We start from the raw sequence: 12,911 nt of genomic DNA, 5'->3' as shown, positions 1-12,911 counted from the left end.
TCCATCGGCTGGGGCATATTTATTTAAGTGATTGATTTCATGGGAATACCCGCGTTGGCATAGGCCTTGCGACGTCTCCTCCGACTGCGGCCACGGGTCTGCCGGCCGCCGAGATCGGATTTGGAGACAAAGTTATGGGTATCTTCGATGCAATGAACACCTCGGTGGGTGGCCTGCAGGCGCAGTCCTACGCGCTTCAGAACATCTCGGGCAATATCGCGAACTCATCCACCACCGGTTACAAGGGCATCGGGACCAGCTTCGTCGATCTCATTCCCGACGCCTCGGTGCCGAGCAAGCAGGTCGCCGGCGGCGTGACTGCCAATGCCAAGGCCACCATCACCACCCAGGGCACGATCTCGTCCTCCACCGTCGCTACCAACATGGCGATCACCGGTGACGGCTTCTTCTCGATCCAGAAGGCGACCAGCGTCGTCGACAACTTGCCGCAGTTCAGCGGCGTCACCTATTACACAAGGCGCGGCGACTTCCAGCTCAATTCCAACGGCAACCTCGTCAATGGCGCCGGCTACTATTTGATGGGCGTCACGGTCGACCCGAAGACCGGCAACCCGCAGGGCAACGTTGCGACCGTCCTGAAATTCCAAAACAACTTCATCCCGGCTCAGGCCACCACCTCGATCCAGTACGCCGCGAACCTGCCATCCGTGCCGAACACGGTGGCGAGCTCGACTGCTGCGACCGGCACGCTACTGGCGGCCGGAGGACTGAACCCGTCGGACTTCCAGGCCAACCCGTTGCCGGTCGGCACGCCGCCCGCGCCCTATACCAGCGCGACCGTGTCAGGTGCAGCCGCAACCGGCAATATCCGCTCGCCCTACTCGTCGACGACGGGGACAGGCACGGTTGCGCTCCAGAACAATTCAGCCGCGGTGGCCTCGACCTCCACGTCCCTCGACAACTCGGTGGGCACCCATCTCGCCTCCAGCATCCTCACCGCGCTGAGCGGCCAGACGCTGACCATTAACGGCAACACCATCACCTTCAACGGCGGCACCACCGTCACGACGGCCGGCAGCAACACCACGATCGGTCTCGGCGCGGGCACGTCGGCGACGGTTCAGAGCATCCTGACCGCGATTCAAACCGCGGGTGGCGCCGGTGTTACAGCATCGCTGAACGCCACGGGCAACATCCAGATCTCGACGGGTACCGGCACCGACGTGGCGGTCGGCAGCGGTACGGCGGCCACCGCGCTTGGCCTCAGCACCGTGACGCGTGGCGGCAACGTGCTGTCCTCCCCCGCGATCACCGGCGCGACTGTGCTGAGCGGCGCCGCGACGGCCGGCGGCGCCGAAGTGCTCACATCAGGGTTTGCTGCGAACGACACCATCACGGTCGACGGTCAGACACTGACCTTCATGGCGTCGGGCGCGTCCGGCCCGAACCAGATCAACGTCACCGACAACATTACGACCCTGCTCGGCAAGATTGATGCTCTTTCCGGTGCGTCGGGATCATCGATCAGCGCCGGTGGCGTGATCACGCTGAACACCGGCACCGTTTCGAACCTGTCGGTGTCGAGCTCCAACAGCGCGGCCTTCGCCGCGCTCGGCTTCACCTCGACCATCACCAAGAACCGCGACGGTGGCGGCACCGCCGGCACCGGCGGCGTGATCGGCAACGACATCGCCACCTTCACAAAGGAATCGATCAGCGGCGGCGCGGTGACCGCCTACAATGCCGCCGGCACGCCGGTGAACCTGCAATTGCGCTGGGCCAAGACCGACAGTGCGTCGCTGGGCGCGGGTCATTCCGATAGCTGGAACCTGTTCTACCAGACCGACCCGAATGCGACCGGTACGACGGTCGGCTGGGTCAACACCGGGCAGGCCTTCACCTTCGCTGCCGACGGCTCGCTGACCTCGCCGAGTGGCTCCGGCATCACCATCAACAACGTCAGCGTCGGCGGTCAGTCGCTCGGCTCGGTCGCCTTCAACATCTCCTCTGGCGGCCTGACGCAATATGCCAGCACCAGCGGTGCGGTGACGATCAACACCATCACGCAAAACGGCTACGCCGCCGGCCAGCTCCGCTCGGTCGCCGTCAACAACAACGGTCTCGTGGTCGGGACCTTCTCCAACGGCCAGAACCTCGACCTCGCCCAGGTGTCGCTGTCGCATTTCAACGGGACCAACTACCTCAAGGCGCTTGACGGGGGCGCCTACGCTGCGACCGACCAGTCCGGACCTGCGATCGATGGCGCCTCGGGCACCATCAGCGGTTCGTCGCTGGAGGGATCCAACACCGACATCGCCGACGAATTCACCAAGCTGATCGTGACCCAGCAGGCCTATTCGGCCAACACCAAGGTGATCACGACGGCGAATTCGATGGTCCAGGATCTCCTCAACGTGTTGCGCTGACCGGCGCGTAACGTAACCAAAGGCGGCAAGTAACATGGGTTTGAGTTCAGCCCTTGCCAGTGCGATGAGCGGTCTGCGTGCCAACCAGGCTGCGCTCTCGATCGTCTCGTCGAACGTCGCAAATTCGCAGACGCCGGGTTACGTCGCCCAGACGCCGAACCAGATCGAAGTCACCACCGGTGACTTCGGCTCGACGGCCAAGACGACAGGCGTCAGCCGCGACATCGACAGCTATGTGCAGAACCAGCTGCGCACCGAGACCGGCGGCAGCGGTTATGCCGACCAGATGGCCAACATTCTGAAGCAGCTTCAGAGTGTCTACGGCACGCCCGGCAACAGCGGCACGCTCGAAAACGCGCTGAACGATTTCACCTCTTCGCTGCAGGCGCTCTCCACCAGCGCAGGCTCCTCGTCGGCGCAGCGCGTTGCGCTCGGCGCCGCGCAAGCGCTGGCGACGCAGCTCAACCTCACCACCAAGGGCATCCAGTCGCTGCGCTCGAACGTCGAGCAGGATCTCGGCACCTCGTCGCAAGCTGCGAACGCGGCATTGAACCAGATCGCCGACATCAACACCAAGCTGCAGGGCCTGGCGCCGACGGATCCGTCCGCGGCAACCCTGATGGATCAGCGCGACCAGGCCATCAACAGCCTGTCGAAATATGTCGACGTCCGCGTCACCACCGACGGGTCGAACCAGGCCAACATCTACACCACGACAGGCATCCAGCTGGTCGGCGCGGGGCTCGCCTCGCAATTCTCCTTCGCGTCCGCAGGCGCGCTGAGTGCGACTTCGCTCTACAACATCGATCCAACCAAGTCCGGCGTTGGCGCGCTCACCATCAAGCTGCCGAACGGCTCGTCCATAGACGTCGCCGGCAACAACGTCGTGTCCTCCGGCCAGATCGCGGCCGATCTGAAGCTGCGCGACCAGACGCTGGTTCAGGCGCAGAACCAGGTCGACCAGCTCGCCGCGACGATGTCGAGCGCGATGTCGGACAAGACCACGGCGGGCACCCCCGTCTCCGGTCCGCCCGCTGGCTTCGACATCGATCTCGCCGGCGCGCAGCCGGGCAACACCGTCAACATCACCTATATCGACTCCACCAACACCCAGCGCCAGGTCACGCTGGTGAATGTGACCGATCCGACGGCGTTGCCGCTGCCGAACGGCACCAATGCCAATCCGGTGCAGATCGGCCTAAATTTTTCAGGCGGCATGGGCGCGATCGCGGCGGCGCTCAATACCGCGCTGCCGGGCTCGCATTTGTCGTTCTCCCCGGCGCCGTCGCCCGCCACGGCGACGACGCTGCGCGTCACCGACGACAACAGCGGCCTCGCCAAGGTCACTGCGGCGTCGAGCAGCAAGACGGTCTCCTCGCTGACCTCGGGCGGCCCGCAGCTGCCGCTGTTCACCGATGGCGGCCAGGCACTCTACACCGGCGCGATCACGGGATCCGGCTCGCAGATGACCGGCCTTGCCGGCCGCATCGCCGTGAACACGCAGCTCACCGCCGACCCGACCAGGCTGTCGATCTACAGCACCTCGCCGGTGACGCCCACGGGCGACACGACGCGCTCGGACTATCTCTACTCGCAGCTCACCACTGCGGTGTATTCCTATTCGCCGCAGACCGGTCTCGGCTCAGCGAGCCAGCCGTTCACCGGCAGCGTCTCGAACTTCCTCCAGCAGTTCCTCAGCGTGCAGGCCAACGCCTCGACCCAGGCGACCCAGCTCCAGCAGGGCCAGAGCGTCGTGGTCTCGACGCTGCAGGCCAAGTTCAATTCGACCTCCAGCGTCAACCTGGACTCGGAGATGTCGAACCTGATCCAACTTCAGAATGCCTATGCCGCCAACGCGCACGTAATGTCGGTGGTGCAGAGCATGATGAACACGTTGCTCCAGGCTCAGGGGTAATCAGTAGGGCTCTGAAACATGTCGATCAGCAGCATTAATTACGGCTCGTCAGTCCTCGGCGCGCAGATCCGCAACATCAACCAGCAGCTCACCGACCTGTCGACGCAGCTCTCGACCGGCAAGCTGTCGCAGAACTATTCCGGGATGGGCACCAACGAAGGCTTTGCGATCGCCTCGCGCGCGCAGCTTTCGAATATCGCCGCCTATACCGACACGATCACCAACGTCAACGTCAACATCAACCTCGCCAACACCGCGCTGCAGTCGCTGACGACGATCCGCAATACGGTGCAGACCGGCTCCGCCGGCACCTCGCAGGATCTCAACGTCAACGGCCAGACGATCGCGCAGAACACCGCCGCCGCCCAGTTCGGCTCGATGGTCGGCGTCCTCAACACGCAGTCGGGCAACCGCTATCTGTTCTCCGGCACCGCCTACAACACGCAATCGGTGGCCGATGCCGGCGACATCATCAACGGCACCACCACGCAGGCGGGCCTGAAGACCGTCATGGCCGAACGCCAGGCCGCCGACCTCGGCACCAACGGCATGGGGCGGCTGGTGCAGTCGACGTTGCCATCAGGCGCGATACAGGTGCAGGAAGATTCGCCGACGTCGCCGTTCGGTCTGAAGATCGCGGCGGTGTCCTCGACGCTGACGGGCGCGACCGTAACCGGCCCGAGTGGCTCGCCGGTGGCGTTCTCGGTCAATCTCAATGGCGTCAATCCGAACAATGGCGACAAGCTCAGCTTGCAGTTCACGCTGCCTGACGGCTCGACCGAGCAAATCAACCTGACCGCGTCCACTGCGACACCGACGCCGGTCGGCAGCTTTGCGATCGATCCCGGCAATCCCAACATCATTCCACCGGTTCCCTCCAACCCGGCCATCACCTCGGCGAACCTCAACACCGCGCTGAACACGGCGATCACGAAGCTCGCCAACACCTCGCTGGTGGCGGCGTCGGCCGTTGCCGCCGGCGACAATTTCTTCAATACGATGGGATCAGCCACCGCGAATGTGGCGGCCACCGGCAATCTGATCTCGGCCTATACCTCGACGACCGGGACGGGCTCGGTCGCGTTGCAGGACAGCGCATTGGCGCCTGCGTCTACGACCACGTCGCTCGATCCTTCGGCGACGCCCCATCTCAACGGAACCACTCTCAACGCGCTCGCCAACGTTCCGACCGGTACCACCCTGACCATCACCGGCGCGAGCGGCGCCCGCACGATCACCTTCGACCCGACCGTCACCACTGTCACGACGGCCAGCGGCAATACCACGATCGGATTGGCTTCAGGCAGCGCCGCGAAGGTGTCTGATATCTTGAATGCGATCGCAACGGCCGCGGGCGTCCCCGCCGCCAACGTGACTCTGAGCGCCAGCGGCAATATCCAGATCGCGACCGGCACCGGCACCGACGTGACGGTCACCGCCGGCGCGGCGGCCACGGCGCTCGGTCTCAGCACCGTGACGCGTGGCGGCAACGTGGGCTCGACGCCTCCGATCACCGGTTCAACTGTGCTGAGCGGCACTGCGACCACGGGCGGCCCGGAAGTCCTGTCAACGAGCTTCGTGGCTGGCGACACCATCACGGTCAACGGTCAGACTCTGACGTTCATGACCTCGGGCGCCACCGGCCCAAACCAGATCAACATTACCGACAACGTCACAACTCTGCTTGGCAAGATCGATCAGATCACCGGCACCACGAAGCCGTCGACCATCCATGGCGGCGTGATCACGATCAACACGGACGATCCCGCGAGCCTCAACATCACGAGCTCGAACAGTGCGGCGTTCGCGGCGCTCGGCTTCACGACCTCCCCGGTCACGGCGGCAAAGGCTCCCTTGCGCGTCGGCTCTTCGCCCCTCGGCTCGGCGACGACGCTGGTGAATGGCTCGGCCAACACAGTGAAATGGTACACGGGCAATGACGGGCCGGGCTCCGCGCGCTCGACGGCGGTGGCGCGGGTCGACGATTCCGTCACGGTGCAATATGGCGCGCAGGCCGACGAGAACGCGATCCGCAGCCAGTTGCAGGCGATCGCCGTGTTCGGCACGTTCTCGACCTCGCCGACCGGGCAGTATTCGGGCGGGCAGGTGGCCGCGCTGAGCCTGCGCACGACGCAGGCGCTGACGCCGCAGGCCGGGCAACAGAAGATCGAGGACATCCAGACCGACATCGCGATGGCCCAGAACACGATGAAGGACGCCTCCACGCGCCAGACCCAGGCCAAGGCGCAACTCCAGACCATCGTCGATCAGGCGGAGTCGGCGTCGCCCGACCAGGTCGCGAGCGAGATCCTGTCGCTCCAGAACGCGCTGCAGGCGTCCTACCAGACTACCGCCAACCTCGCGCAGCTCTCGCTGGTCAAGTACCTGTAACGGCGCATTAAGGCGCCGTTAACCATGCCTCTTTACCTCTTGGAGAGGATTTGAGCGGGCGGAGCCGTCGATGTCGGACAAGATGCAATTGGTGGTCGCGACGCCGTGCTTCGGCGGACAGGTGTCGAGCATTTACGCGAGCTCGATCTTCGCGCTCCAGCGCGCCGTGCACGGCATGTCTAATCTCGCCCTCAAGGTGCACTTGCGCGACGGCGATGCGCTGATCACGCGCGCACGGGCCAATCTTGTCGCGATGTTCCTGGACGACCCGAACGCCACGCATTTTCTGTTCATCGACGCCGATATCGGCTTCAAGCCCGAGCAGGTGTTCCGGCTGATCGAATGCGGCGCGGACGTCGTCGCCGGCTGCTATCCGATCAAGCGCGTCAACTGGGACAAGGCGAGGAGGGCGATCCATGCCGGCCGGACCGACGTGACGGCGGCCTCGCTCGACTACGTACTCGAGATCGAGGACCCCGATCGCATCGTGGTCGTCAACGGTTTTACCCGGGTGCGCTATGCCGGCACCGGCTTCCTGATGATCCGCCGTCAGGCGCTGGAGGCGATGTGCCGGCATCCGAACTATGCCAATCTGCAATTCTTCCGCGAGCATTCGCACGACACGCTGGCCGCGAGCCGGAATCGGTTCGCGCTATTCGAATGCATGATCGATCCGGCGACCGGCACTTACCTCTCCGAGGACTTCGCCTTCTGCAAGCGCTGGACCGATATAGGTGGCGAGATCTGGGCCGACATCCAGAGCTCGCTCGACCATGTCGGTCCCTCGGTGTTCCACGGCGACATCGCCTCGCAATTCGCGCCGGCCCCTGCGGCGGCCGACGCGGCGTGAGCCTGTCGGGATGAGCATCGGCGCATCCCGCCCGTTAGACATCGAGCGCGCATCCCGGGGCGGCTCGCGCTATCGTCTGCGCGATCTGTTCACGCCGCTGGATACGCTGCTCGTCTCCGGCGGTGATGGGCGGTTGGCGCTCGATCCGAAAGAGCGCGTCAACGCCTATGGCTGCGCGCCGTCGCCTGAACCCGAAATCTGGAATTTCGCCTCCTCGACGGCGTCGACGATCTCGCAGCCCGCCTATGACCGCGCCGCGCTGGCGCGCGAAGAACTGGTCCACAAATCGCTGTTCGACGAGATCGAGATCGCCTTCGACCGGCGTTGCGAGGACATGCGCGAGGAGCTGCGCGGTCACTTCCAGCTTTCGCCTCGCGTCGACGTCGTGTTCTCGCCCTCGGGCACGGATTCCCAGCTCCACGCTCTGTTCCTTGCCCACGCGGTGCTCGGCGCGCCGCCGGTGACGGTCGTGGTCGGTGCCGACCAGACCGGTAGCGGTACGGCGCATACCGCGCGCGGGCGCCATTTCAGCACAGTGACGGCGAGCGGTGTTGCGGTGCGCAAGGATGCTGCGATCGCAGGCCTTGCCGGCGACACGATCGCGGTGCCGCTGCTTGACCGGGCCTTTGGCATGGCGATGCGCTCCGACGCGGACGCAGAGGTCATCCGTGCAATCGAGGCCAGCCTCGCGCAAGGCCGGCGCGTTCTGTTGCACATCATGGATTCGTCAAAGCTCGGCTGGCGTGCACCGAGTGCCGCTTGTCTCGATGAGATCGCGCGGCGCTGGCCGCGCGAGGTTCAGGTCGTCGTCGATGCCTGCCAGGCGCGGCTCGGCCGACGACGACTGCGCTCCTATCTCGATCGCGGTTACATGGTGCTGATGACGGGTTCCAAGTTCTTCGGTGGTCCCGCCTTCAGTGGCGCGTTGCTGCTGCCGAAGGGCCTGTCGCGTGCGCTCGAACGGATTGAAGGGATTGCGCCTGATTTCTTCGACTATGCCGGCCGCTGCGACTGGCCGATGGCGTGGACGGCGCTACGCTCGCGCTTCGAACGCCGACCGAATTTCGGCCAATGGCTGCGCTGGGAAGCGGCGCTGGCCGAGATCGGAAGCTACTACGCCGTGCCCGGCCCGTTCCGCGCGAAGGCGATGGCCGAGCTTGCAGCCGGCATCGACAGCATGATTGCGCTGTCTCCGTCACTGCGCGCCGTCCCGTCACCCGTCGGCACCACTAATGCCGATGATGAAGAATTTATGCAGCGGTCGATCTTTCCGTTCACCCTATTGCGCCACAATAGGCCGGTGTCGATCTCGGATACCAGCACCGTCCATCGCGCGCTTGCTCGCGACATGAACGATGACATCGGCGGCAGCGCGGCGGACCGGCAGGTCGCGGCGCAACGCTGTCTCGTCGGCCAGCCGGTGCGGCTGGAGCAGCCGGACGGCGCGCCGCGGGCCGCGTTGCGGCTATGTGTCGGCGCGCGGCTCGTCACCGACGCCTGGTCGCTCGACGGCGCGCAAGCGCAACGTAATGTGCAGCACATTCTCGATCGCATCGCCCACGTCCTGGTGAAGATCGAGCTGCTGCTTGACCGTACCGCCGCTGTGCCGGCGTAGCCCGTATAGGTGTGAGATGTTGCATCCGCTTGCCGCGCCGAATTATGCCGACCGTATCGGCTTTGCGCATTTGACGCGCCAGGCCTTCGAGGGCGTCGATCTGCACCCGCTGCGCGAGCATCTGCTGGCGCGGATTGCCGAAGGGACGGCGCAGGCCGGCGAGGGCCTCGATCTGTCCCTGATCGCCCAGCTGATGGGAGAGAAGGAAGCCGGCCTCGTGATCCAGTCCGAGGTGCTGTCGTTCCATCAGCTGTTTCGTACGCCCACTGCCGCGCCGAAGCCGGGCCTGCGCGTGCTTGCGCTTGCTGCCGACATCGACATGGGCGGCAACACGCCGATCGAATTCCTGCTCGAAGGCTCCGACATCGAGCTCCTGACCCTCTACGTTACCAAGGCAACCGGGCTGCCGGAAACACTGCCTGAACATGATGTTGCCATCGTGGTCGCATCCGACTCCGAGGAGTGTCGCGAAGCGCTTGCGCTGATCGAAAAGGCCGCGCCACGCTGGCCGCGGCCGCTGCTCAATCGCCCCGAGCTGATCGGCAATCTCGATCGCGACAAATTATTCCGGCTGCTCGCTGATATCCCCGGTCTCGACATTCCCGTGACCGCCCATGCGACCCGTGCACAATTGTCGGCTCTTGCGGAAGGCCGGATTGCCTGCACGGAGATCACAGACGAACTGCACTTCCCGATGATTGCGCGGCCGCGCGGTACGCATGCCGGCGTTGGACTTGCCAAGCTCGATGATTCCGCTGCGCTCGCGGCCTATCTTGCGGAGCGGCGGGAGCAGGACTTCTTCGTGGCGCGTTTCGTCAACTACGCGAGCCCCGACGGCTTCTATCGCAAGATCCGGCTCACCATGGTCGACGGCAAGCCCTATGCCTGCCACATGGCGATCGCCGATCGCTGGGACATCTGGTATCTCAACGCCTACATGGCGTTCAACGAAGAGAAGCGCGCTGAAGAAGCAATCTTCATGCAGGACTTCGATCGCGCCTTCGCCGCGCGACATAGACGCGCGCTCGACGAAATGAGCCGGCGCGTCGGGCTCGATTATTTCATCGTCGATTGCGCCGAGAACCAAGACGGCGAGCTGTTGGTGTTCGAAGCGGACAACACCGCCGTCGTGCACAACATGGATTCGCCGGTCGTGTTTCCGTACAAGCCGCCGCAGATGCGCAAGATCTTTGCCGCATTCACCGCGATGCTGTCGCGGCATGCCAAGGCGGCCGCACAGGCGGACGTCGGGAGCGCAGCATGAACGAGGTCATCCGGAATCAGAAAGCCGGCAGCACCAGCGGATCGCTCGATCCGCAGGACTGGAGCGCGTTTCGCACGCTTGCCCATCGCATGCTGGACGAAGCGATCGACGGCATTGCCAATGTCCGCGCGCGGCCGGTCTGGCAGCCGATCCCCGACGAGGTCCGCGCGGCTGTTCGAACAGACGTGCCGCGCGAGGCAACCGGTCTCGCTGAAGTCTATCGCGAGTTCTCCGAACATGTTGCGCCTTACGCGACCGGCAATGTTCATCCCGGCTTCATGGGCTGGGTGCATGGCGGCGGCACCGCCGTCGGCATGCTCGCGGAGATGCTTGCAGCTGGCCTCAATGCCAATCTCGGCGGACGCGATCACATGCCGATCGAGGTCGAGCGCCAGATTGTCGAGTGGATGCGCGGCCTGTTCGGCTTTCCGCAAGGTGCGAGCGGGATCTTCGTCACCGGCACGTCGATGGCCAATCTGATGGCGGTGCTGGTGGCGCGTACGAATGTGCTTGGCGCGCTGGCGCGGCAGCACGGCATCGGCAGCGACGGCGCGCTGCTTACGGCCTACGCGTCGAAGGCTGCGCATGGCTGCATCTCCCGCGCCATGGACATCGCCGGATTCGGCACCGATGCGCTGCGCAAGATCGATGTCGATGCCGATCATCGCCTCGATGTCGCTGCGCTACGCGCGCGGATCGCAATCGACCGCGCCGTCGGTTTCAAGCCGTTCCTGGTCACTGCGTCGGCCGGCACCGTCGATATCGGTGCGATCGACGATCTCAGGGCGATCGCTGAGTTGTGTCGCGATGAGGGTATCTGGTTTCACGTCGACGGCGCCTTCGGTGCGCTCGCGATCCTGTCGCCCGAGCTCGCGCCATTGCTCGATGGCATCGCGCTTGCGGATTCGATCGCACTCGACTTCCACAAATGGGGGCAGGTGCCTTACGACGCCGGCTTTCTGCTGGTGCGCGACGGCGAACGTCATCGGCAGGCGTTTGCGCAGCCGGCGGCCTATCTGAGCCGGGAGGCGAGGGGGCTTGCGGCCGGCGCTGTCTGGCCTTGCGATCTCGGCCCGGATCTGTCGCGCGGCTTCCGCGCGCTGAAGACGTGGTTCACGCTGAAGACGTTCGGCACCGATCGGCTCGGCGAGGCGATCGCGCGAAGCTGCGCGCTCGCAAGATATCTGGAGACGCGTGTGCTCGCCGAGCCCCGGCTCGAGCTGCTGGCGCCGGTCAATCTCAATATCGTCTGCTTCCGCTACCGTGCCGACGACGCGGTCAATCGCGAAGTCGTCGCCGATGTCCAGGAATCCGGCATCGCCGCGCCGTCGGGCACGATTCTGGACGGCAAGTTCGCGATCCGCGCCGCGATCGTCAATCACCGTACTGCGAAGAGCGATATCGACGCGCTGGTGGCGGCCGTGATCAAATTCGGCATGCAGCGGACCGGCGGATTGATCGAGGTCGAGGCGCCGCCGCTCGCGGCGGAGTGTTCGTAATGGGCTGAAAACGACAACGGCCCCGGAGATGATCCGGGGCCGTTGTCGTTTGCGCGAACTTTTTGCGAAGATCAGGCCGCCGTGCTGACGTGGCCCTCGGGATGCGCAGCGTTGTACTGGTCACGCAGCTTCTCTTCATAGGCGATCAGCTTGCGAGCATCCTTCAGCGCCCTGTAGAGGTCGCCGTTCAGGATGTTGTTGTTGATGCCCTCGATGATCGGCCAGGAGCTCGGTACGGCGGTGACGATGTCGCGCACCAGGTTGAAATAGGTGCCGTGCTGGGTCTGCGGGTCCGGCGAGATGTACATGAGCTGGACCGCGAGATAGACGAGCTTGGCAGGGGTATCGGCGGTCTCGGGCGTGAGGATGTCGCGCTCACGTAGGATCGGCACGTTGTCGCCGTCGATCAGAAGGCGGGCGCGCTGGTCGGTGTTGGTGATGACGCAGTTGCCGACAATGATGCGTTCGTGCGGCCTGAGCTCGACCTTGAGGGCCATTTGCCTGTTCTCCATCAACGCTTTCGTAACCGAAGCGCATGTTGTGGCGGTGCAGGGTGCAATACTCCCTCAACATTAGTTAACGAGTTCTGAATCCCGACCGTCGCCACGAAAAATCTCTATCATATCAATGATGAAATTGCCGGGCGGCGCCCCGCCGCCGCTGCGTAGGCGAGCCGAATCACGCCGCGACTCAGCGAAAGCGCGGGTTTCATTTCATGCTTCGTTAGATTCTCGGAGCCACCGTCCGCCGGTCGCTGGGTCAATCAAGATCCCAGGACGCGTAACAGTAGCGTCGTTTACCAGAAAGGTAACATCCAATGTCCGGTATCGTTCTCTCCGCATCGGTTCGTCAGAACCTGCTCTCCCTCCAGTCCACCGCCGATCTTCTCGCCACCACCCAGAATCGTCTGGCCACCGGCAAGAGTGTCAACTCGGCTCTGGACAACCCCACCAACTTCTTCACCGCCCAGTCGCTCGACAACCGCGCCAG

General features: G+C 64.4%; 8 protein-coding genes and 1 pseudogene. 8 read left to right on the top strand and 1 reads right to left on the bottom strand.

The window, feature by feature from the left end; genetic code table 11:
- Positions 1-134: 134 nt before the first annotated feature.
- From L6639_RS29925 to L6639_RS29895, 7 genes are all read left to right on the top strand, one after another.
- Positions 135-2,387: a flagellar hook-basal body complex protein gene (locus L6639_RS29925; protein WP_237864955.1), complete on the top strand. Its 2,253-nt coding sequence runs from the start codon at positions 135-137 to the stop codon at positions 2,385-2,387.
- A 34-nt stretch (positions 2,388-2,421) separates the two neighbouring features.
- A complete protein-coding gene (gene flgK, locus L6639_RS29920) occupies positions 2,422-4,302 on the top strand; it encodes a flagellar hook-associated protein FlgK (RefSeq protein ID WP_237864954.1) in 1,881 nt (626 codons plus the stop codon).
- An 18-nt stretch (positions 4,303-4,320) separates the two neighbouring features.
- Positions 4,321-6,693 carry a beta strand repeat-containing protein gene (locus L6639_RS29915; RefSeq protein ID WP_237864953.1) on the top strand — a complete coding sequence of 791 codons (2,373 nt, stop codon included), beginning with the start codon at positions 4,321-4,323 and terminating at the stop codon, positions 6,691-6,693.
- A 70-nt stretch (positions 6,694-6,763) separates the two neighbouring features.
- Positions 6,764-7,543: a hypothetical protein gene (locus tag L6639_RS29910; RefSeq protein WP_237864952.1), complete on the top strand. Its 780-nt coding sequence runs from the start codon at positions 6,764-6,766 to the stop codon at positions 7,541-7,543.
- Between the two features lie 10 nt (positions 7,544-7,553).
- Entirely contained in the window at positions 7,554-9,158 is a 1,605-nt protein-coding gene (locus L6639_RS29905; RefSeq protein WP_237864951.1) for a hypothetical protein, read from the top strand.
- Positions 9,159-9,174: 16 nt separating this feature from the next.
- Complete coding sequence (locus L6639_RS29900) at positions 9,175-10,422, top strand: ATP-grasp domain-containing protein (RefSeq protein WP_237864950.1); 1,248 nt, start codon at positions 9,175-9,177, stop codon at positions 10,420-10,422.
- A complete protein-coding gene (locus L6639_RS29895) occupies positions 10,419-11,921 on the top strand; it encodes a pyridoxal phosphate-dependent decarboxylase family protein (protein WP_237864949.1) in 1,503 nt (500 codons plus the stop codon). Before L6639_RS29900 ends, L6639_RS29895 begins: the two co-directional genes overlap by 4 nt.
- A gap of 71 nt (positions 11,922-11,992) precedes the next feature.
- Here the strand turns inward: L6639_RS29895 and flbT are convergent, their stop codons facing one another.
- Positions 11,993-12,418 carry a flagellar biosynthesis repressor FlbT gene (gene flbT, locus L6639_RS29890; protein ID WP_237864948.1) on the bottom strand — a complete coding sequence of 142 codons (426 nt, stop codon included), beginning with the start codon at positions 12,416-12,418 and terminating at the stop codon, positions 11,993-11,995.
- 320 nt (positions 12,419-12,738) lie between these two features.
- On the opposite strand from flbT, the pseudogene L6639_RS29885 reads away from it, so the two are divergent.
- Positions 12,739-12,911 (top strand): annotated as a pseudogene (locus L6639_RS29885) (flagellin); the annotation flags it as partial.

It is taken from the genome of Bradyrhizobium zhengyangense (genome assembly GCF_022012555.1).
GTDB lineage: Bacteria > Pseudomonadota > Alphaproteobacteria > Rhizobiales > Xanthobacteraceae > Bradyrhizobium > Bradyrhizobium zhengyangense.
This window is presented reverse-complemented; position numbering and strand designations above follow the sequence as displayed.

What these genes read in the sequence shown, in the direction of transcription:
- L6639_RS29915 (WP_237864953.1), top strand. Translation starts at nt 4,321, where the DNA reads ATGTCGATCAGCAGCATTAATTACGGCTCGTCAGTCCTCGGCGCGCAG.
- L6639_RS29900 (WP_237864950.1), top strand. Translation starts at nt 9,175, where the DNA reads ATGTTGCATCCGCTTGCCGCGCCGAATTATGCCGACCGTATCGGCTTT.
- L6639_RS29895 (WP_237864949.1), top strand. Translation starts at nt 10,419, where the DNA reads ATGAACGAGGTCATCCGGAATCAGAAAGCCGGCAGCACCAGCGGATCG.
- flbT (WP_237864948.1), bottom strand. Translation starts at nt 12,418, where the DNA reads ATGGCCCTCAAGGTCGAGCTCAGGCCGCACGAACGCATCATTGTCGGC.
- L6639_RS29905 (WP_237864951.1), top strand. Translation starts at nt 7,554, where the DNA reads ATGAGCATCGGCGCATCCCGCCCGTTAGACATCGAGCGCGCATCCCGG.
- L6639_RS29910 (WP_237864952.1), top strand. Translation starts at nt 6,764, where the DNA reads ATGTCGGACAAGATGCAATTGGTGGTCGCGACGCCGTGCTTCGGCGGA.
- flgK (WP_237864954.1), top strand. Translation starts at nt 2,422, where the DNA reads ATGGGTTTGAGTTCAGCCCTTGCCAGTGCGATGAGCGGTCTGCGTGCC.
- L6639_RS29925 (WP_237864955.1), top strand. Translation starts at nt 135, where the DNA reads ATGGGTATCTTCGATGCAATGAACACCTCGGTGGGTGGCCTGCAGGCG.